We start from the raw sequence: 273 nt of genomic DNA on the forward strand, positions 1-273 counted from the left end.
GCGACGTGCTCGACCACCTGCGCGCCGAAGCCGACCTGCTGCACACCACGCCCGCCGCACAGATCGACACCACCCTGCTGATCGTCCCCGCGCTAGCGGATTTCTTCGACTTCCACACCCTCACCGACCGCGCCGAGGCATTGCTCGCCAAAGCCGGCTACGAAGGCGAACTGCAACTCGCCAGCTTCCACCCCGATTTCGTCTTTGCCGATGCGGACCCAGACGACATTGCCAACGCTACCAACCGCGCCCCCGCCCCGATCCTGCACCTGC

Annotated in this window: 1 protein-coding gene; it reads left to right on the forward strand. The window is 66.3% G+C overall.

Annotated features, from left to right (window positions below; translation table 11 throughout):
- On the forward strand, positions 1-273 hold a 273-nt coding region (locus ACVA6Q_RS24685), incomplete at both ends, for a DUF1415 family protein (protein ID WP_446649225.1).

It is taken from the genome of Vibrio sp. DNB22_10_4, assembly GCF_052879755.1.